Consider the following 20,542-nt stretch of genomic DNA (forward strand, 5'->3'; position numbering starts at 1 on the left):
CTCACCGGCCCCAACGCAACGCAAGCGGGTTGGCTTCGCGCGCAAGTTCGAGCAGTTCGGCGCGCGTCGCCGGCGCCAGCGGCTCCAACGGACGACGGACCGCATCGCTCTTGATGACGCCGCCTTCCATCATGACCGTCTTCGCGGCCCGCAAGCCGCATTGGCGGTTTTCGTAATTGACGAGCGGCAGGATGCGCGCATAGCCGGCCCGAGCCTCGTCGCGCCGTCCCGCGCGGAAGTCGTCGAAGACGGTGCGGATCAGATCGGGGAGCAGTGCGCTCGACATCGTGCCGGTGGCGCCTGCATCGAGATCGGGCAGCAGCGTGATCGCTTCCTCGCCGTCGAACGGACCTTCGATTGCGTTGCCGCCCGCGGCGATCAACGCGCGCAGTTTGGCCGCCGCTTGCGGTACCTCGATCTTGAAGTAGCGCACGAGCGGCAATTCGTTGGCGACGCGCACGAGGAACGGCACGCTCAACGTGACGCCCGAAAGCGGAGCGTCCTGAATCATGACGGGAACGTTCGCTGCGGCGGCGACTTGGCCGAAGAAATCGAACATCGCGTTTTCGTCCACGCGCAACGTTGCGCCGTGGTACGGCGGCATCACCATGATGATGCTCGCACCGGCGGCGGCCGCGCGCTTCGCGCGTTCGGCGGCGATCTGCGTGCTGAAGTGGCTGCACGTCACCATGACGGGCACGCGCCCGGCCACGTGCGTCAAGCAGAGGTCGACCAGGACGTCGCGCTCGGCGTCGGTCAGCAAGAACTGCTCGGAGTAGTTCGCGAGAATGCAAATGCCGTCCACACGCTGATCGATCATGCAATCGAGCACGCGGCGCTGGCCGTCAAGGTCGAGTTCGCCCGAATTGGTAAAAGGCGTCGGCGCGACAGGAAATACACCCGAAAAAGGGCGGGTCGATGCGGTCACTATTCGTGCTCCTAATAAAAACTATCCAAGCGTGCGAGGCGTGCGCGTACGCAAGCCCAACGAGGCGGTGCTGGCCGCATCGTCTCCGACGCTGCGCTTTGCCGTATCGTCTCGCGCCGCGGTGCTGCCAAGGCCGGAGCCGTTCGACTTGCGGCGCGCCGCTTGCCGTTCGATTACGCGTTGCAGCAAGCAAAAAACGCAGAGCAGGGCGCCGATGACGATACGGGTCCACCATGAACTCAAGGTGCCGTCGAACGTGATCAGCGTTTGGATCGTACCGAGCACGCCCACCCCGAACACCGAACCGATGATGTAGCCGACGCCGCCCGTCAGCAGCGTACCGCCGATCACGCTGGCGGCGATCGCATCGAGTTCCATGCCTTGCCCTTGCAAACCGTAGCCCGACAACACGTACAGCGTAAAGACGAGACCGCCCAAGGCCGAGCACAACCCGCCCAGTGCGTAGACCAAGACCTTGGTGCGCGCGACCGGCAAGCCCATCAGCAGCGCCGATTTTTCGTTGCCGCCCAGCGCGTAGACGTTGCGCCCGAACCGCGTGAAGTGCGCGACGTAGATGGCGATCGCCAGCGTGACAAGGGCAATCAGCGACCCCGCATTCAACTGGCCGCTACCGATTTGCAGGTTGTATTCGGCCACGGCATGGAACGACGGCTGGGTGATCGTGATCGATTGCGTCGTGATCAAGAAACACGCGCCGCGTGCGAGGAACATGCCGGCCAGCGTCACGATGAACGGTTGCAGGCGCAGATAATGAATCAACGCGCCCATGGCGGCGCCGTAGGCCGCACCGATGAGGAGCACGATCGGCGCGACGGCCCAGATCGGCCAGTGCCAATGTTCGGCGAGCACAGCGCAGACGATCGTCGTGAACGCCACGACGGCGCCGACGGACAGATCGATACCGCCCGACAGAATGACGAAGGTCGTGCCGATGGCGACGATCAGCAAGAACGAGTTGTCGACGAGCAGGCCCAGCAAAACCTGAAGCGAGCCGAAGCCGGTATACATGAACGAGCCGAAACCGAACAGCGCGGCGAACAGCGCGATGGTAACGACGATCGGCAGTGTGCGCGGATCGAGAAGACGGCGGATGAATGCGCTCATTGCACCTCCGGCCGAACGCGAGTGGAAGGATTCGACAGTTTCGCTGCAAGACCGGCGATCATGCCGCGGGCGCGTTCCGATTGGATGACGCAGACGACAAGCACGACGATCGCCTTGACGACGAGCGTGGCTTCCGGCGGCACGCCGATCGAATAGGTGGTGTAGGTCAGCGTTTGAATGATCAAGGCCCCGAGTACCGTTCCGGCCAGCGAGAAACGACCGCCGACGAGCGACGTGCCGCCGAGGGTCACGGCGAGAATCGCGTCGAGTTCGAGCAGCAGGCCGGCGTTGTTGCCGTCGGCGCTGCGCACGTTCGAGCTCGTCAAGATGCCGGCGATCGCGGCCGTCAACCCGCAAAACACGTAGACGCCGAACATGATCATCGTCGAGCGTACGCCGACGAGCCGCGCTGCCACGGGATTCACGCCGATGGCGCGCACGAGCAGCCCGAGCGCCGTGCGATTGACGAGCAGCATCGTGAAGACGAACACGGCGGCCGCGATCCACACGGCGCACGGCACCATCGCCAAGAAGCCGTCGCCTAGGCGCAGGTAGGCGCGTGCGCCGATCGGAATGATCTGGCCGCCGGTGAGCAGTTGCGCGACGCCGCGCCCGGCCACCATCAAGATCAAGGTGGCGATGATCGGCTGCATGCCGACGAGTGCCGCCAGCAAACCGTTCCACGCGCCGGCGAGCAGGCCGACGCCGAGGGCCGCACCGAGTGCGAGCCCAACGCGGGTCGGATCGTCGGCGAGGATGATCGCGGCGGTTGCGCCGGCGATGGCGACGACGGTACCGACCGAGATGTCGATCCCGCGCGTGGCGATCACGAGCGTCATGCCGAGCGAAACGACGATGAGCGGGGCCGCGCGATTCAGAATGTCGATGGGGGCACCGAAGAAGTGCCCGTTCAGCACCGTAATCGCAAGAAAATCGTGCCGATGCGCGATGTCGAGCGCGAACAGCGCAACGAGGGTGAGCGCGGGCCAGACCAATTGATGGCGTGCGATCGCTTGCAGCGAGCGTGCGGTCATGCTCCGCCTCCTGCGATGAGTCGATAGACGGTGTGCTCGTCGAGCGAGTCACCCGAGAGTTCGGCCACTTTGCGGCGGTCGCGTAGCACGGCGATTCGGTCGCTCACGCGCAATACTTCGGCGATTTCCGAGGAAATCAACAAGATGCCGAGGCCTTTCTCGCACAGCTTGCTGACGCGATCCATGATTTCGAATTTCGCGGCGACGTCGATGCCGCGGGTCGGTTCGTCGAGAATCAGCATTTTCGGATCGATGGCGAGCCACCGCGCGAGCAGCGCTTTTTGCTGATTGCCGCCCGAAAGGAGCTCGATCGGTTGTTCGATGTCGCGTGTACGGATCCCAAGCACTTTCACATAGTGCTCGGCGATGCGCTTTTCTTTCGCGCGCCCGAGCGGGCGCCACCAACCGCGCCGCGCTTGGAGCGCCAGCACGATGTTCTCGCGCACGGACAATGCGCCGACGATTCCTTCCTTCTTCCGATCCTCGGGACAGTAGGCGATGCCGTGACGCACGGCGTGGCGTGGCGAGCCGAGCTTGATCGGTTGGTCGTCGACGGTGATCGTGCCGGTATCCGCTCGATCGGCGCCGAACAGCAGCCGCGCGGTTTCCGTGCGTCCCGAACCCAGCAACCCGGCCAGGCCCACGATTCGGCCCGGCTCCAGCGTCAGGTCGATGGGCTGCACGGCGCCGCGACGGCCTACGCCGCGCATGTCGAAGCGCGAAGCGCCGGCGCTCGATGCCGCCGAACCGCCTTGTGCCTTGGAAGCCGCGGAACGCTCGCCGGCAACGGGTACGTTGCCCACCATCTTGTGTACGAGTTCGTCGACGGGCAGGTCCTTCGCCAAATACTCTCCCTCGCGTTCGCCGTTGCGCATGACGGTGATGCGATCGGAGATGGCGTAGGTCTGCTCGAGAAAATGCGTGACGAACAAAATCGCGATGCCCGACGCTTTCAGATTGCGTAGGACTTCGAACAATTTCGCTACTTCTGAATCGTCGAGACTCGAAGTAGGTTCGTCCAGAATCAGCACGCGCGCTTCCACGCTCACGGCACGAGCGATCGCCACCATTTGCTGCACGGCGATCGGGTACGTGTCGAGCGATTGCGTGACGTCGAGCGACAGATTCAACTGCGCGAGCGCATCGCGTGCGCCCGCATGAATGGCCTTCCAGTCGATCGCGCCGCGGCGCCGCGGTTGGCGGCCCGCAAAAATGTTCTCGGCGACCGAGAGGTTGGGGCACAGATTCACTTCCTGATAGAGCGTACGAATGCCGGCCGCCTCGGCTTCGAGCGGCGCGGCGAAACGCACGGGGCGCCCATCGACGCGGATCTCGCCTGCGTCGTGCGAATGAACGCCCGTCAGCACGTTGATCAGCGTCGATTTACCCGCGCCGTTCTGGCCCATCAGCGTATGGACTTCGCCCGCGAACAAGCGAAAGTCCACGCTTTTGAGCGCATGCACGCCGGGAAACGACTTCGTCAAGCCGAGCGTTTCGAGTACGAGAGGGCCGGTCATAGGCGTCACTCGGTCAGCAGGATCTGCGATTAGTACTTACGCGTGGGCGCTACTTGCGCCGCCACGTTCTGCGGGAACACCGTCTCCTTCGTGACGATGCGCTTGGGCAGCGTCTTGCCGGCGACGACGTCCTTGACGGCGCTCATCAACTGCGGCCCGAGCAGCGGGCTGCATTCCACGTCGACGTTGATCTTGCCCGCGATCATCGCTTGGAACCCGCCCTTGGTCGCATCGAACGAGACGACCTTGACGTCGGTACCCGGCTTCATACCGGCTTCTTCCATCGCTTGAATCGCGCCGAGCGCCATGTCGTCGTTATGCGCGTAGACGACGTTGATTTGCTTGCCGTACGTTTTCGCGAACGCTTCCATCACTTGCTTGCCGCCCGCGAGCGTGAAATCGCCGCTTTGCGAAGCGATGATCTTGAACTTCGGATCGTTCTTGATGATTTCCATCAGGCCGGAATGGCGATCGTTCGCCGGCGCCGAGCCCACCGTACCTTGCAGTTCGGCGATATTGATCGGGCCCGGATTGTTCTTGTACTCCTCTTCAAGCCAGCGTCCCGCGCGGCGGCCTTCTTCGAGGAAGTCCGAACCGATCATCGTCGTATACAGCGATTGATCTTTCACATCGATGTTGCGGTCGGTCAGGATCACGGGGATACCGGCCTTCTTCGCTTCGGTCAGCACCGGCTCCCAGCCCGATTCCACGACGGGCGAGAAAGCGATGACGTTGACCTTCTGCGCAATATACGAGCGAATCGCGCGGATCTGGTTTTCCTGCTTTTGCTGTGCATCGGAGAACTTCAAGTTGATGCCGGCGTCCTTCGCCGCTTCCTTCACCGATACCGTGTTAGCCGTACGCCAAGCACTTTCCGCGCCGACCTGCGCGAAGCCTAGCGTGATCTTATCTTGCGCATGACTCTGCGCGACGACCGACATGGTGAGTGTCAATCCGAAAAATGCGTTCAGTGCGAACCGTGCCGTACGTCCCATGCTTGTCTCCGTTTGTCTTTGGTGCGTGCTTGGTTTTGTTGCGTCGAACGAACTACGTTTTTACGGCTGCGCGCCGGGTCGCCAACTTGCCCGCGTCGGACGCGCTGTTTTCTAAATAGCCAAACTATAGGCATCATGAAGAGGGGCGGCGATTCGCGTTTTCCCTAGCTATATCGACCAAATAGTCATGCTATTTCTATCGGCAATCTGGCCAAATGCAGCCGGAAAGGCGTAAGATTGTGCCAACATATGGGAAATCGCCGCGACGAACGGGATGTCAAAAGTCATCCTGCGCTGTTCGAGAGTCTAGCTGGCGGCGACTTCAATCGTTTTACTATATCTGCCGATAGCAGGCATCCAGCAATGACAGACAAACCCCGCAAGCTTCGCTCCGCCCAATGGTTCGGTACGGCCGATAAAAACGGCTTCATGTACCGCAGTTGGATGAAGAACCAAGGCATTCCCGACCATGAGTTCCAAGGCAAGCCGATCATCGGTATCTGCAACACGTGGTCGGAGCTCACGCCCTGCAATGCGCACTTCCGCAAGCTGGCCGAACACGTGAAGCGCGGCGTCTTCGAAGCGGGCGGGTTTCCGGTGGAGTTTCCGGTCTTCTCGAACGGCGAATCGAATCTGCGCCCCACGGCGATGTTTACGCGCAACTTGGCCGCAATGGACGTCGAAGAGTCGATTCGCGGCAATCCCATCGATGCGGTGGTGCTGTTGGCCGGATGCGACAAGACCACGCCGGCATTGCTCATGGGCGCGGCCAGTTGCGACGTGCCCGCGCTCGTCGTCAGCGGCGGGCCGATGCTCAACGGTAAGCATGAAGGGCGCGACATCGGCTCGGGCACGGTCGTCTGGCAACTGAGCGAGCAGGTCAAAGCCGGGCACATCACGTTGCATCAGTTCATGGCGGCCGAGGCCGGCATGTCGCGTTCGGCGGGCACGTGCAACACGATGGGCACGGCATCGACGATGGCGTGCATGGCCGAGGCGCTGGGCGTGACGCTGCCGCACAACGCGGCGATCCCGGCCGTCGATTCGCGCCGCTATGTGCTCGCGCATCTATCGGGCATGCGCATCGTCGAAATGGCACTGGAAGACTTGCGGCTCTCGAAGCTGCTCACGCGCGAAGCATTCGAAAACGCGATCCGCGCCAATGCGGCGATCGGCGGCTCGACGAACGCGGCGATTCACTTGAAGGCGATCGCGGGGCGCATCGGCGTGCCGCTCGAACTCGACGATTGGACGCGCGTGGGACGCGGCACGCCGACCCTCGTCGATCTCCAGCCGTCGGGCCGTTTCTTGATGGAAGAGTTTTACTACGCGGGCGGTTTGCCCGCTGTGTTGCGGCGTTTGGGCGAGGCGGGATTGTTGCCGCATCCGGACGCGTTGACGGCCAATGGGCACTCGATCTGGGAAAACTGCAAGGAAGCGCCGATCTATAACGACGAGGTGATTCGTCCGCTCGAAAAACCGTTGGTGCCGGACGGAGGCCTATGCGTGCTGCGCGGCAACCTGGCGCCGCGCGGTGCGGTGCTCAAGCCATCCGCCGCGACGGCATCTTTGCTCAAGCATCGCGGCCGTGCGGTGGTCTTCGAGAACTTCGACGATTACAAGGCCCGCATCGGCGATCCCGATCTCGACGTGGCGCCCGATTCGATCCTGGTCATGAAAAACTGCGGACCGAAGGGCTATCCGGGCATGGCCGAGGTCGGCAACATGGGCTTGCCGCCGAAGCTGCTCGCACAAGGCGTGACCGACATGGTGCGCATTTCCGATGCGCGGATGAGCGGAACGGCTTATGGCACCGTCGTATTGCATGTAGCGCCCGAAGCGCGGGCAGGCGGTCCGTTAGCGGCTGTGCGCAACGGCGATTGGATCGAACTCGATTGCGAATCCGGCCGTCTGCATTTGGAGGTCAGCGACGAGGAATTGGCGGCGCGTCTTGCCGATTGGCGCGAGACGCACGGCCGGCGCAATGCGGCCGATGTCAGCGGCTATCGCAATCTGTATGTCGACCACGTCTTGCAGGCGGACGAGGGATGCGACTTCGACTTCCTGGTCGGATGTCGTGGGGCGGAGGTGCCGCCGCACTCGCATTGACGCTTATTGACGCTTCGGTTTTGATGGAGGCGCGGCGCTTGGGCGCCGCGCGCTCCGTGCGAAGTTACGGATTAGCGATCGGCCCGGCCGCCGATGACGAGTATCGTCTCGGCATCGGCTTTTGCATTTTCCAACTGCACGAGGCTAGCCTGGCGCGCGCCGAGCGGGTCGCGATGTTCGATCGCGGTCAAGATGGCCTTGTGCCGCGGCAGCGAAAGCGCATGCGTATCGGGGTGGCGGCTCGTTAGCTTGATCGACTCGCTAAGCGCCATCGACATCATGTTGCCGATGAATGCGAGCATGTCGTTATGCGTCGCCGCCATCACCGCGCGGTGGAACTCGAGATCCGGCTCGAGCAGCGCATCGGATGTCTGCGCCCCTTCCATGCATTCATAGGCATGACGAATGCGCACGACGTCCTCGTCCGTCGCGTTCGTCGCGGCAAGGGCTGCGGCCGCGGGCTCGATGATGCGGCGTACCGTCAACAACGAGCGGAAGAATTCGCCTTCGGGCGTGACGCTGATCGTCCAAAACAGCACATCGGGGTCCAGCATGTGCCATTCTTCGCGCGGCCGTACGACGCTGCCTACGCGCGGCTTCGAGACGACGAGTCCTTTAGCGACGAGCACACGCGTCGCCTCGCGCAATACGGGGCGGCTTACGCCGTAAGATTCGCAAAGCGTGGGTTCGGGCGGCAGCCTGTCGCCGGGTGCGAACTTGCCGCTGACGATCTCGATGCCGAGTTCCTGCACGATCCGCGCGTGCATGCTCTTGCGGTTCTTGAGATGTCGATAGTCCATAGGGTGGGGATGATGTCAGCTTCGCGCCGGTCCCGGCCGTGAAGTGTCCGCCAGCATAGCACATGGGGTGTCCCGCTTACGACCGGAACTAACCCTCGTTCTCGTCGCAATCGAAACACGCGCCGGGCCGATGCTTCGCCGTCCTATCGCTTGACGAGGCAGGCATACAATGGTTCGCTGAATCGAGGCAACGTTGCTGCGACAACGTGCCCCTCGCGCAAAACGAAAACCGATACTTTGAACGGAGACGATCCATGGCCGAGGCATTTCGCTTTCAAACCGTCCCGACGCTCGTCGTGGAATTCGGCGCCGCGCGGCGCTTGGGCGCGCTATTGCGCGAGCGCTATGCGACCCTTGCGCGCTTGTGCCTCGTGACCGACGGCTTTCTTCATCGCAGCGGGCTTCTCGCGCCGGCGCTCGCCGATTTGTCGGCGAACGGCTGGCACGTCACGGTGCTCGATAACGTCGTGGCGGACCCGCCCGAGCACGTCGTGCTCGAGGCGGCGGCCGCCGCGCGCGACGCTAAAGCGCAGCTCGTCGTGGGGCTTGGCGGAGGATCGTCGATGGATGTCGCGAAGTTGCTCGCGGTGTTGCTCGAATCGCGGCAGACGCTCGCCGAGATGTACGGCGTGAATCGCGTCGAAGGTACGCGTGTGCCGCTCGTGCAAATTCCCACGACCGCGGGTACGGGTTCGGAAGTCACCGCGGTATCGATCGTGACGGTTGGCGAGGCGACGAAGATGGGCGTTGTCGCCCCGCAGTTGATCGCCGATCTGGCGATCCTCGATGCGCAATTGACATTGGGCCTGCCTTGCGCCGCCACCGCTGCGACGGGTATCGACGCGATGGTTCATGCGATCGAGGCCTATACCTCGGCTCGCTTGAAGAATCCGATCTCCGATATGTTGGCCGTTCGTGCGTTGCAATTGTTGTCGGCGCATCTGCTCGCCGCGTGCCGCGACGGACAGGATCGCGCCGCGCGCGAAGCGATGCTGCTCGGCGCGACGTTCGCGGGGCAAGCATTCGCGAATGCGCCGGTGGCGGCCGTGCATGCGCTCGCTTATCCGATCGGAGGGATCTATCACGTGCCGCACGGCTTATCGAATGCACTCGTGCTGCCGCACGTATTGAGATTCAATGCGCCGGCGGCGGCCCCGCTGTATGCGCAATTGGCTTCGGCGATTTTGCCTGGTTTGACGGGCACGGCGGAAGAAAGCACCGCCGCGCTTATCGAGCATATAGAGCGTTTGATTGCCGAAACGGGCATTCCGAAGACGTTGCGCGAGGTCGGCATCGCGCAGGATGGATTGGCGCGCATGGCGAAAGACGCGATGTTGCAACAACGATTGCTCGTCAACAACCCAAGGCCCGTGACCGAAGCGGACGCGTTGGCTATCTATCGCGCCGCGTTTTAACGCGGGCTTTTCTCCGAGCGGTGAGCACGCTGAGTGCTCTGTGCTTGCGCGCACATTAAGTTTCGCGCGCAAGCATTACGATCTGCTTACGTCGCGCAATCCCCCATTGCGCGTGCGTCCCCGGTGCGATGTTCGAGCGCGCGCGGCATGCGTGCGGGTTCGACGCGTGCCTTAGATCGTGCCACCCATCGGAGCCTTTCGTGAAAGTCAGTCAACTCGCTATTCATGCGATGCCGGTCGCTTGCGCTCTCGCGTTAGCCGCGGGCGTTCAAGCAGCCGAGACAGCGACGCCGAGCACCCCGTCGCTTACCCAACATCGCCATGTGACGCCCCCTTCGAGACCGGTCGTCGTGACGGAAATCCAGCCCGGTATCCCCGATTCCGTACGCCAGAGCACCGAGCAGGGCAAGGGCCGGGCGCGGGGCTTCGACACACGCCGGCACCGTTTGCCGAGCGGCGAATACATCCGCAACTAACGGGAGGCCGTCATGAAACGATTCTTGCTCGCATGCTTATTGGCGATCGGTTTGCTGACTTCGGCGGGAACCGGTACGGCTTTCGCGCAGACGACGACGGCAAAAGTACTCGTTCTGTACGATGCGCCTGCCAACGACCAGTACACGAAGCTGGGATTCGCCTACGCGATCATGCTGCGAAATCTGCTCGGCCATTTCAATACCGACGTGACGCTTGCGCCCGTATCGAGCTACACGGCCGGTAGCGTCGAAAACTACCAGACCGCGTTTTATCTGGGCAGTTATTTCGACAGCGCGATTCCCTCGGCTTTTCTGGCCGACGTTGCTAAAACGAATAAGACCGTCGTCTGGTTCAAGTACAACCTCTGGCAGCTCGCGTGGGACACGAGCTACGGTTTCACCGCGCGCTACGGGTTCACGTTTACGAACTTGCGCGGGCTCTCGGCCGCTCCATCGAGCTCGAATCCAAACCCGGACTTCTTCGATACGGTTGCGTACAAGAACATGAATATGGTCAAGTACTACGCCTATAACGCGAGTACGGGGGCCGTCAGTGCGGATCCCGATATCGGCGTGACGGCGGTGGCCGATGCGACGAAGGCGAGCGCGCTCGTCACGATCAAAGACAGCAAAACGGGCGAGCAGGCACCTTACGTCATGCGTGCGGGGAATTTCTGGTATTTCGCCGATCTGCCCTTGTCGTACATCGGTCCACGCGATCGATATCTCGTGCTTTGCGATTTGCTGCACGACATCCTCGGGACCAATCAGCCTGTTTTGCATCGCGCCCTAGTGCGGTTCGAAGACGTCAACGCGTTGACGACGACGGCTTCGATGAAAACGCTGACCGACTACCTTTACAACAAGCGCATTCCGTTCTCGATCGCGACGATACCGCTATACGAAGATCCGCTCGGCGCCTACAACGGAGGCGTCTCGCTGACGATCCACTTGAGTCAAGCGACGGGCCTGAAGCAGTTGTTGAACTACGCGCTTGCACGCGGCGGAAAAATCGTCATGCACGGCTATACGCACCAGTACGACTCCACACCCAATATCGATAACGCGGTCAGCGGCAACGACTATGAGTTTTGGCTTGCGACTCAGAATCGGCCGGTCGACGAAGACTCGCAGCAATGGGCCAGTGGCCGCCTTAGCGCGGGGCTACAGGAATTCTCGTCGAACGGGTACACGCCGTTCGCGTGGGAAGCGCCGCATTATCAGTCCTCGCCGCTTGCGATGAAGGCCGTGCCGCCGCTGTTCAAGAATACGTATCAGCGCGCGGTCTACTACACCTCCGATACGCCGAATCTGAATTCGACGGCCCCGAACCATGACTATTCGGTCGGGCAATTCTTCCCGTACATCATCAACAGCGACTACTACGGGCAGCGGATCATTCCGGAAAACCTCGGCAATATCGAGTACAACATCTGCTCGATCGATCCGTTTTCTTGCCTGTCGTACACGTGGAACGATCTATATACGAACGCACAATATGCGCTCGTCGTGCGCGACGGCTTCGCGTCGTTCTTCTTCCACCCGTTCTGGCTCGAACCCGATCTGAAGACACCGGGGCTTCAAGACTTCAAGAGCCTCGTTCAAGGCATCAGCGGCCTTGGATATACATGGGTGGCGGCCGATACCGTGAAGTGATTCTCTGACGCGCGCATAGGTCAGGGCGATACCGGTTTTGGGGCGGTATCGCCTTTATTCCTTGGGCGTGCCTACAGCACTCATCTCGGCTTCTAAGCGTTATTAAAGGTTCACGTTCGCAGCCATCGATTTGTACTATCCTCGTTGCACCGGTTTCGCCGGGACGTTCATCCGGTGTAAAAAAGGAGCGAGGGCGCGATGGGCAACGTTTTCAGCGCGACGGCTTCGTCGCGCGGATTCACCGTCAAGGCGTATTCGGGCGATCGCTGTGCGATGCTCGCGTTCGATCTTGCGGATCACCTTACCGATCGCTTGGCGGGATTTGCGATACGCCGTAGACGCGCAGAGGGCGGGTCATGGACCTGGCTCGGTAATCGCCTATCTTTCGAGGGCGATTACACGACCGGAGGCGGAAAATTCTTTCCTTCCGACACCGCTCCGTTTCAAAAATTTTGGTGGCTAGACTTTCCCTCCGACGACGCGCAGGGCGCACTGTGCTACGAGGTCGTGGTAAAGCGCTTCGTGCAAGATACGCTAAACCAGCTTGAAGACGATCAGACCGTGCAGGTGACCCTCGAGGTCGGCCCGTTCATCGAAGGCGGCATCGAGATCGCATTCACGCGCGGCTATCTTTCGTCCCAGGCCTATGCGGACGAGTTCGGCAATAAGCCTTATGAACCCAGCGTGCCCGCCGGCCAATGGAAGTTCGATTGGAAGCCTTACGATGCGCAATGGGCATGGCTCGGCGGACACGCGCGCACTGCAATCGAAAGCTTCCTCACTCAGTGCTATGAAGACCCGCATGCGAGTGTAGACGCGTTCGTCTATGACCTGAACGAGCCGGCAATCATTACGGCGTTCATGGAGTTCGCGAGTATGGGCAAGCTCCGAATGCTGGCCGACGACGCGAAGCTGCACGAAACAGGCACGGCCGCGGCTCAGGCGTTCGCGGATATTCAAGCGGCTGCCACCGATGCTACGCGAGACGGTTTCAAGCGCGGCAAGTTCAAGCGGTTTCAGCACAACAAGGTGCTCATCAAGCGCGTGGACGGCGTAGCGCAAAAAGTGCTGACCGGTTCGACGAATTATTCGATCACGGGGCTTTACGTCAACGCGAACCATGTCTTCGTGTTCGACGACCCGGCCGTCGCAGCCAAATACGACGAGGCGTTCGAGACGGCGCTGAACGACGACTTGCGGGCGGCGGATTTCTACGAGCGCGCGATCTCGATGCAGGAATTTTCGATCGAACAGGCGGGAATGCCGCCGATCGTCGTTTCGTTCGCGCCGCACCGCGATCCGCAGGTGGGCCTCGAACGCGTGTTAAAGGCGATCGAGGGCGCCGATAGCTCCGTGATTTTCGCCGTGATGGACTTGAACGGTTCCGGCGAGGTGCTGAAGGCGTTGTCGCAGTTGCATACGAACCAGAACGTGTTTTCGTATGGGATCTCCGATTCGGTGAATCCGGCCGACGACACGATCGACGGGACGACCGTTTATACGCCCACGTCGAAGGGTGGCGAGCTCGTTTATTCGAAGGCGAATCCCGAAACGTTTCCGCCGCCGTTTTCGATGGAACGTGAGGTGAAGGGGCCCGCAGCGCATATCGTTCATCACAAGTTCGTCGTCGTGGATTTTAACGGCACCAACCCCGTCGTCTTCGGCGGATCGTCGAATTTCGCGGAAGGTGGCGAAAGCTTCAATGGCGACAACCTCGTTGCGATCTACGACCGCTCGATCGCAACGGCGTTCGCCATCGAAGGTATTCGGCTTGTCGATCACTATGCATTTGCGGCCGCGCTCAAGAGAGCGGGGGCGAGCGACCAGCCGCTGCGTTTGAAGCGCGACGGCGAGAAATGGTGGGCGCGCTATTACGCGGCCGGCGACATTCGCGAGAAAGAGCGAAAACTATTTAGCCGCTAAGCGGTGTGCCTCGGGTGCCCGGTACCGACATCGGGCGAACAAACGACGAACAAAGGACGAGATAGGGAGGGGCGATGTCGACAACGAAAATCATGCTGATACGCCATGCGGAGAAACCGGTCGATAACCTTGTAGGCGTCGGTCTGGACGGCACCGCAAACGCGGAGGATCTTATCGTACAGGGGGGGCAGCGCGCAGGCGCGTTGATCGGCCTATTCGATCCGCCGGCCGGAAAGGGATGCCGGACCGGATTGGCCACGCCGCAGCATTTGTTCGCAGCCGGCGTCGGCAAGCACAGCGAGAGCTTAAGACCCGAACATACGATCGATCCGCTATCGGCCAAGCTTAAGATCGAGACCGATACGCGGTACTTGAAGGGAGACGAGGGCAAGCTGGCGGTTGCGGCGATGGCGGCGGGCGGCGTGGTCCTCGTTGCCTGGGAGCACCAAAATATTCCCAAGATCGCGGAAGCGATATTTCCGAATGGACCGTACCCACACCAATGGCCCGAGCACCGCTTCGACGTCGTGTGGGTGTTCGACCGCACGGCGACGGGCGCCGGATGGGCTTTCTCGCAAGTGCCCCAATTGCTGCTGGCCGGTGACGATTCGAGCGTTATCGCCGTTGACGCGGCCGCTCAGTGAGCCCAGTGACGGTGTCGTCGATTCGACTTTCTAGTACTGGGGCTCCGTCAATGCGTGCGCGATCTCGACGTAGGAAACCGACGATCGCGCATCGCTCGTCGCCAATCCGCCGACGACCGCAAGCAGCGCCTCGCGCTGCTCTACCGATTGCGCCGACGAAAAAAATTCCACGTCTTTGCGTATCTCCGGGTTCGCGCGTGCGATGAGCCCATGTTCGACCAGCAAAGTATCGACTCTGCGCGCGACTGCCGTACCCGTCTCGATCAACATGAAGCGATTTCCGAACAGGCGCCGAATGGCCGGCACCAGCAGGGCGAAATGCGTCGAACCGAGGATGACCGCATCGGCGCCGGCTTGCGCCATCGGCGTTAAATAACGCACGAGCAAATCGTCGATGACGGCGCCGTTCAGATGGCCGTTTTCGATCTGCTCCACGAGCCCGTGACCCGCCTGACAAACGAAGCGGCAGCGCGTTTCGTGCTCGGCGATCAAGGTCTTCAATCGTTCGCTGCGCAGCGTTGCCGCCGTCACGAGGACGCCCACCACGCCGCTTGCGGTGGCAAGCGCGGCCGGCTTGATGCCGGGCTCGACACCGACGATCGGAATCGAAAGCGTGTCGCGTAGATGGCGGATTGCATGCGTCGTCGCCGTATTACACGCGACGACGAGCATCTTCGCTCCGCGGGCCACGAACCAATCGGCGATGGCTTTGCTGCGCTGACGGATGAATGCGTCGGTCTTTTCGCCGTAGGGCGCGTGGCCCGAGTCGGCGATATAGATCATCGATTCGTTGGGCAGCCTCGCGCGCATGGCATCGAGGACGGAAAGGCCGCCAAGCCCTGAGTCGAACACGCCGATGGGCGCATCGTGGGTCGTCATGTGCGTTCCAAATAGAAAAGCGAGCGAATCCAGGCAAACGATGGGCGCAATGATACACAGAAGCAATCGGAATCGTGGCCGGACCAGTTCCGATCCGATTTTTCGATTCGATCATTTTGCGATCGACTGACGCTTATGAATGGGGGATTATCGATTATTCGATGTCTACTTAAGATTGTTCCTCAGTTGGCCGAGCCATCGCTTGGCGGCCAAGAATTTCATCGAGGAGCAACCACATGAACATCGAATCGAAAGGCGTACGAATTCACGTAGAGGATGCGGACGAGGGCGATTTGGCCCTTGTGTTTCTACACTATTGGGGTGGCTCGTCGCGTACGTGGCGGCTAGTGATCGACGCGTTATCCGGGCGCTCTCGCACGGTGGCGTACGATCACCGCGGCTGGGGGCGGTCGCAGGCTCCGGCGGACGGCTATACGATCGGCGACCTGGCCGACGACGCCCAAGCCGTCATTGCCGGGCTAGGCCTGCAACGTTATGTCATTGTCGGACATTCGATGGGCGGCAAAGTCGCTCAATGCGTCGCCGCCCGCCGCCCGCAGGGCCTGGCCGGCGTCGTACTCGTGGCGCCGTCTCCGCCGTTGCCGATGGCGGTCGCCGACGAGCAACGCTTAGCGATGGCGCATGCTTACGATTCTCGCAAATCGATCGAAGCCGTATTGGATAACGTTTTGACCGCGACTCCGATTCCGCCCGCTTTGCGCGAGCAGGTGATCGAAGACAGCCTCGCCGGCGCGCCGCAGGCGAAAGCGGCGTGGCCTCAATCGGCGATGCGCGAAGACATTGCCGAGGCCGCCGCGGGCATCGATGTGCCGGTTCTCGTGATCGCGGGAGAGCGCGATCTCGTCGATAGCCCCGAGACGCTGCGTACGGCGTTGCTGCCGTACATCTCGCATGCCGAGATGGACGTGTTGCCCGGGGTGGGCCACCTCTCGCCGCTCGAAGCACCGGCTGGCGTGGCGCGGCGGATCGACCGATTCGTGGAAACGCTCGGTGCCGGCGAAACGACGCCTGCGTCGGTGGCGGCGGCGTTCGACACCGCATTCAACGCGGGCGATCTCGAACGTGTGCTGTCGCTGTTCGCCGACGGCGCGACCATGCGGATGACCGACGGCGAAGTCGTCGCCGGAAACGCTAGTGCGTTGCGCGATCGTTTCCGTAATCTGCTATCGATGAAACCGCATATCCGCAACACAGTGCGACGATCGATCGTCAGCGGCGATGTCGCGCTCGTCCTGATGGATTGGGCGTTGTCGCTGACGTTGCCTGACGGCACACGGAAGACGGAAACCGGAACGGCCACGCAAGTCATGCAGCGGCAACAGGGCGGGGCGTGGCGGCTCAAGATTTCGAATCCGCTCGGTATCGCCTGACGGCGCGGCGCAATTACGGGCCCGCCGAAATGCTGCGCACCATTCGTCATGCGTTTGCCACGGCCTCCCGTTAGCGTGACGGCGATTCCCGGTCGTCATCGGGGTGCGCGGAGGGACCATGACAATCGAAAGCCGGGCCACGGAGCCAAGGGCAGTGTGGCCGGCCTGCTCGAAAAATCGCACGCCGCAGGCCGGTGCCCAGCGCGCGGGCGTGCACGGCTTCACGCTGATCGAAGTGCTCGTCGCACTCGCTATCGTGGCGATCGCACTCGGCGCCGTGTTGCGAGCGGTCGGGGCGCTCGCGAACGATACGGAACTCGCACGGGCACGTTTGCTCGCCTTATGGAGCGCCGATAACGCACTGAGCACGCTGCGGATTTCCGCCGCTTGGCCCGCGCTCGGCCGTTCGAGCTTCGACTGCCCGCAAGGATCCTATCGCTTCATCTGCCGGCAGGCGGTGACTGCACTCGCGAGCCCGTTGGTCCGGCAAGTCACGGTGTCGGTCTATGCCTCGCCTTCCAGCCGCAGTGTGCTTGCCGAGCTCGTCACGGTCGTCCAAGATGAAGCGCGACATTAACGCACGCCGCAAGCCGCGCTCGAACGGCTTCACGTTGATCGAGATGCTGGTGGCGATCGCGTTGCTGGCCGTGATCGCGCTGCTCTCTTGGCGTGGGCTCGATTCGACCATCCGCGGTCGCGACGACATCACGAGAAATCTCAGTGAAACGCGCTTGCTCGGCCGATATTTTTCGCAATTGCAATTCGATCTTCTGAACGTCGTGACGGCCGACGAAGTGTTCGGTCCGCCGCTGCGGATGCGGCCGAACGAGCTTGTGTTGATCCGCCATCTTGGCGTCGATGCCGGGCAGTCGGCGGTGCAGATCGTGCGCTATACGCTCAAAGGCCATGCGCTCATGAGAAGTGCGTCCCCGCCTATCGATTCGCTTATCGAGCTCGAGCAAGCGCTCCATCACATGAACGATTTCCCCGGCGTGGTGGCAAGCGATCGCGCAAACAACATGGACCTTGCCGTCTGGCTGGCGCCCACGGGCTGGACGGCGAAGCAAGCTGACGTCGAAGCAAGCTATACGCAGTTTCTGGCACAGCACGGCATCGGTAGCGTGACGGCGCGAGGCATGCCGCTGCCGCGCGGCATTCGTTTTTCGGTCAGCGTCGGTACCCCGCCGGTCGAATTCGTTCGAACCATGCCGATCGGGCAATAGAGGCGGCTCAATATGATCGTACCGGTCGGTATATCAAATTGCGCGCAAACGCTTTCCCGCTTGATCTAAAAATGATGTGTACCTTTCGTCATACGTTTGTTATGGCGCGCCCGTAGTCTCGCTGTAAGGGCCGATGCTGCCGTCGATCGTTCGATCCGTATCCGATGGACGCGGTTGGCCGAACACCATGAAGAAGAGGCGGACATGGACGTCGAATTCTCAGCCGACGCGGGAACGGGTGCGCAGGCGGTGGAGACGGGTGGCAAGCGCGCGACGGGGGCAAAGTTGCAGCGCGCGCGAGATTGGCATGCGGTCGGTCGCCTCGACGAGGCCGAGCGCGAGTATGAATCCGTACTGGCGCAGACGCCGGACGATGCCGAAGCGATTCACCTCTATGGTGTCCTGCGTTATCAAAAGGGCGCCTTCGAGCAGGCACAGTCGTTATTGCGCCGCGTCGTGCAATTGGCACCTTCGGCGCGCGTGCATTCGGACCTCGGCGCCATGCTTGCGGATCACGGGCGCGCAAACGAAGCGTTGGAGCAATTCGAGGCGGCGCTGCGGTTCGATGACGCCGATGTGCAAACGCTCGTGCGTCAGGGCAATACGTTGCTCGGCCTGAGACACTATGCCCCCGCGCTCGCGTCGTTCGACCGCGCGTTGGCTGTCTCCCCGCTGGTTCTCGACGCGCTTTGCAATCGAGGCAGCGCGCTGCGTGCGCTCGGGCGGCATCGCGAAGCGGTCGATACCTACGACCGAGCGCTCGTGGTCGATCCGCGTTCGTTCGAATCGTGGTTCAACCGGGGACTCGTCTTGCGCGAGCTAGGGGAGGCGGCGCAAGCGTTGGACTCGTTCGAGCGCGCGATTGCGATCCGCCCGGGCAATGCGGCCATGCATTCGGCGAGAGGGCAAGTATTGCTCGAGCTCGGCCGCGAAAGCCAAGCCCTCGCGGCGTTCAACGAAGCGATCGCGATCGATCCGATGTTCGTCGAAGCCATTTATAACGGCGCCGTGGTGCTCGAACGAGTAGGCAGAAACGAAGAGGCTATCGCGCGCTGCGAGCGTGTTTTGTCGATCGATCCGCGTCATACGAGGGCGCTGGCCTGCCGCGGCAATGCGCTGCTGAACTTGAAACGCTACGACGCGGCTATCGCAAGCTACGAGCAGGTGCTCGGCATCGATCCGAAATCGCCCGAGGTGCTGTGCAACAAGGGCACAGCGCAACGCTTTCTCAAGCGTTTCGACGATTCGCTTGCGAGCTATGACGCGGCGCTTGCCTTGAACGACGCATTCGCTCAAGGTTGGATGAACCGCGGCAGCGTGCTTCAAAACTTGCACCGTTACGACGAAGCGCGCGCTTCGTTCGATCGGGCCATGGCGCTTCGGCCCGATCATTCGATGACTTGGTTCAATCGCGCCAATCTGCACTACGAAACCGGCAACCACGATGCGGCCTTGGCGGCCTACGATCGCGCGATCGAGATCGATCCCGATTATGCGGAGGCGCATTTTGCGCGCGCGTCGCTTTATCTCGCGCAAGGCGATTTCGCACGCGGGTGGCCGGAATATGAATGGCGCCTACGAGACGCGGTGCTTGCGCGCCATTACCGCTCGTTCGCGCAGCCGCAATGGCGCGGACACGAACCGCTGACGGGTAAAACGATTCTCCTGCACGCGGAGCAAGGCTTCGGCGATACGCTCCAGTTTTGCCGATACGCGCACGACGTGGCGGCGCTCGGTGCTCGCGTCGTACTCGAAGTGCCTCCGCCGTTGCACGCGCTCATGACGTCGCTCGAGGCCCCGGCGCAGGTGCTCGCGCGCGGCGAACCGCTGCCGCCGTTCGATTATCACTGCCCGCTATTGAGCTTGCCGTTCGCGTTACGCATCGATCCGACGCGCACGGCGCCACGCGCGCCGTACCTGCATGCGGATCCAGAGCGCGTCGAGGCTTGGTCGAAATTACTAGGCGCGACGCGCCGGTTGCGAGTGGGCATCGCATGGTCCGGCAATCCCGAGCATCGCAACGATCACAACCGCTCCGTTTCCTTGCAAGCCCTTTCCGCATTGTTCGATGTCGATGCCGAGTGGATCAGCTTGCAAAAGGCGGTTCGCGAAGAAGACGAAGCATGGCTCGACCGCACGCCGCTCAGGCGACTCGATGACGATATCGGCGATTTCGCCGATACGGCGGCGTTGATGGCATCGCTCGATCTCGTGATCGCCGTGGATACGGCCGTCGCGCATTTGGCTGGCGCGCTGGGCCGCAAGGTTTGGATTTTGTTGTCCGATCCGCCCGAATGGCGTTGGATGCGGGGGCGCGAGGATACGCCTTGGTATCCGAGTGCGCGGCTTTTCGTGCAGTCCTCGCCGGGCGATTGGACGGGCGTCGTCGAATCGGTAAAACAAGCGCTCGGCCGCTGGAACGCTTAG

At 61.9% G+C, this 20,542-nt stretch carries 16 protein-coding genes and 1 pseudogene; 10 read left to right on the forward strand and 7 right to left on the reverse strand.

Annotation, left to right across the window (positions count from 1 at the left end):
- Position 1: 1 nt before the first annotated feature.
- The 5 genes and pseudogenes from AB1286_RS25410 to AB1286_RS25430 all read right to left on the reverse strand — a co-directional run.
- Positions 2–928 carry a dihydrodipicolinate synthase family protein gene (locus tag AB1286_RS25410; RefSeq protein ID WP_430365997.1) on the reverse strand — a complete coding sequence of 309 codons (927 nt, stop codon included), beginning with the start codon at positions 926–928 and terminating at the stop codon, positions 2–4.
- 21 nt (positions 929–949) lie between these two features.
- Positions 950–2,053 (reverse strand): galactofuranose ABC transporter, permease protein YjfF, encoded by a 1,104-nt coding sequence (gene yjfF, locus AB1286_RS25415; protein WP_430365998.1) that lies wholly within the window; start codon positions 2,051–2,053, stop codon positions 950–952.
- Positions 2,050–3,087: an ABC transporter permease gene (locus AB1286_RS25420; RefSeq protein ID WP_430365999.1), complete on the reverse strand. Its 1,038-nt coding sequence runs from the start codon at positions 3,085–3,087 to the stop codon at positions 2,050–2,052. Before AB1286_RS25420 ends, yjfF begins: the two co-directional genes overlap by 4 nt.
- Positions 3,084–4,604, reverse strand: coding sequence for a sugar ABC transporter ATP-binding protein (locus AB1286_RS25425; RefSeq protein WP_430366000.1), 1,521 nt, complete (start codon positions 4,602–4,604; stop codon positions 3,084–3,086). The genes AB1286_RS25420 and AB1286_RS25425 overlap by 4 nt, the downstream gene beginning before the upstream one ends.
- 29 nt (positions 4,605–4,633) lie before the next feature.
- Positions 4,634–5,518, reverse strand: a pseudogene (locus AB1286_RS25430) (ABC transporter substrate-binding protein); the annotation flags it as partial.
- Positions 5,519–5,962: 444 nt separating this feature from the next.
- On the opposite strand from AB1286_RS25430, the gene AB1286_RS25435 reads away from it, so the two are divergent.
- On the forward strand, positions 5,963–7,708 hold the full coding sequence (locus AB1286_RS25435; protein ID WP_430366001.1) for an IlvD/Edd family dehydratase: 1,746 nt from the start codon (positions 5,963–5,965) through the stop codon (positions 7,706–7,708).
- A 71-nt stretch (positions 7,709–7,779) separates the two neighbouring features.
- Here the strand turns inward: AB1286_RS25435 and AB1286_RS25440 are convergent, their stop codons facing one another.
- Positions 7,780–8,508, reverse strand: coding sequence for a FadR/GntR family transcriptional regulator (locus AB1286_RS25440; RefSeq protein ID WP_430366002.1), 729 nt, complete (start codon positions 8,506–8,508; stop codon positions 7,780–7,782).
- Positions 8,509–8,762: 254 nt separating this feature from the next.
- On the opposite strand from AB1286_RS25440, the gene AB1286_RS25445 reads away from it, so the two are divergent.
- The 5 genes from AB1286_RS25445 (at position 8,763) to AB1286_RS25465 (ending at position 14,622) form a co-directional block, all read left to right on the forward strand.
- The gene (locus AB1286_RS25445; protein ID WP_430366003.1) at positions 8,763–9,923 is read left to right on the forward strand and encodes an iron-containing alcohol dehydrogenase; all 1,161 of its coding nucleotides are present in this window, start codon (positions 8,763–8,765) and stop codon (positions 9,921–9,923) included.
- A 200-nt stretch (positions 9,924–10,123) separates the two neighbouring features.
- A complete protein-coding gene (locus tag AB1286_RS25450) occupies positions 10,124–10,399 on the forward strand; it encodes a hypothetical protein (protein WP_430366004.1) in 276 nt (91 codons plus the stop codon).
- Between the two features lie 12 nt (positions 10,400–10,411).
- On the forward strand, positions 10,412–12,055 hold the full coding sequence (locus tag AB1286_RS25455) for a DUF2334 domain-containing protein (protein ID WP_430366005.1): 1,644 nt from the start codon (positions 10,412–10,414) through the stop codon (positions 12,053–12,055).
- 198 nt (positions 12,056–12,253) lie between these two features.
- A complete protein-coding gene (locus tag AB1286_RS25460; RefSeq protein WP_430366006.1) occupies positions 12,254–13,978 on the forward strand; it encodes a phospholipase D-like domain-containing protein in 1,725 nt (574 codons plus the stop codon).
- Positions 13,979–14,052: 74 nt separating this feature from the next.
- Positions 14,053–14,622 carry a hypothetical protein gene (locus tag AB1286_RS25465; RefSeq protein ID WP_430366007.1) on the forward strand — a complete coding sequence of 190 codons (570 nt, stop codon included), beginning with the start codon at positions 14,053–14,055 and terminating at the stop codon, positions 14,620–14,622.
- 30 nt (positions 14,623–14,652) lie between these two features.
- On the opposite strand, the gene murI is transcribed toward AB1286_RS25465, so the two are convergent.
- Entirely contained in the window at positions 14,653–15,501 is an 849-nt protein-coding gene (gene murI / locus AB1286_RS25470; protein ID WP_430366008.1) for a glutamate racemase, read from the reverse strand.
- A gap of 236 nt (positions 15,502–15,737) precedes the next feature.
- Here murI and AB1286_RS25475 point away from each other — a divergent pair, with 236 nt between their 5' ends.
- The 4 genes from AB1286_RS25475 to AB1286_RS25490 all read left to right on the forward strand — a co-directional run bounded on the left by AB1286_RS25475 (position 15,738) and on the right by AB1286_RS25490 (position 20,542).
- Positions 15,738–16,892, forward strand: coding sequence for an alpha/beta fold hydrolase (locus AB1286_RS25475; protein WP_430366009.1), 1,155 nt, complete (start codon positions 15,738–15,740; stop codon positions 16,890–16,892).
- 118 nt (positions 16,893–17,010) lie between these two features.
- Positions 17,011–17,469 (forward strand): type II secretion system minor pseudopilin GspI, encoded by a 459-nt coding sequence (gene gspI, locus AB1286_RS25480; protein ID WP_430366010.1) that lies wholly within the window; start codon positions 17,011–17,013, stop codon positions 17,467–17,469.
- A complete protein-coding gene (locus tag AB1286_RS25485; protein WP_430366011.1) occupies positions 17,453–18,115 on the forward strand; it encodes a PulJ/GspJ family protein in 663 nt (220 codons plus the stop codon). The genes gspI and AB1286_RS25485 overlap by 17 nt, the downstream gene beginning before the upstream one ends.
- Before the next feature lie 204 nt (positions 18,116–18,319).
- On the forward strand, positions 18,320–20,542 hold the full coding sequence (locus tag AB1286_RS25490) for a tetratricopeptide repeat protein (RefSeq protein ID WP_430366012.1): 2,223 nt from the start codon (positions 18,320–18,322) through the stop codon (positions 20,540–20,542).

This window comes from Trinickia sp. NRRL B-1857, assembly GCF_050470685.1.
Lineage (GTDB): Bacteria > Pseudomonadota > Gammaproteobacteria > Burkholderiales > Burkholderiaceae > Trinickia.